The sequence below is a fragment of the Psychrobacter sp. GW64-MNA-CIBAN-0177 genome, from assembly GCF_040309585.1.
GTDB classification, from domain to species: Bacteria; Pseudomonadota; Gammaproteobacteria; order Pseudomonadales; family Moraxellaceae; genus Psychrobacter; species Psychrobacter okhotskensis.
This window is the reverse complement of the sequence record NZ_JBEOOY010000654.1, coordinates 1-231: the sequence shown is the minus strand read 5'-3', so window position 1 is coordinate 231 and position 231 is coordinate 1. Positions and strand designations below refer to the sequence as shown.

General features: G+C 50.6%; 1 protein-coding gene. It reads right to left on the bottom strand.

Annotation, left to right across the window (positions count from 1 at the left end):
* Positions 1-231: DUF2345 domain-containing protein (locus AAEY79_RS16575; protein ID WP_352289906.1), on the bottom strand; the 231-nt coding region annotated here is incomplete at both ends.

The window sequence follows — 231 nt, the reverse complement described above, 5'->3', positions numbered from 1 at the left end:
CTTCTTCACCGCATGAACTTTAATCGTCCCCGGACACACCAGCTTAATACCGCTATCATCTATCGTAATGGATGCTCCTGCTGAGGTTTGCAGCTTAATCCGCTTAGGGCTCGACACATTCACCTGTCCTGACTCACTACCAACCCTCATACCTTGCTGGCTGTGCAATTGCAGCTCACCGCCTTGGGCTTGTATCGCTACAGGTTTAGTGTTGGCACTGATATGTAGCCC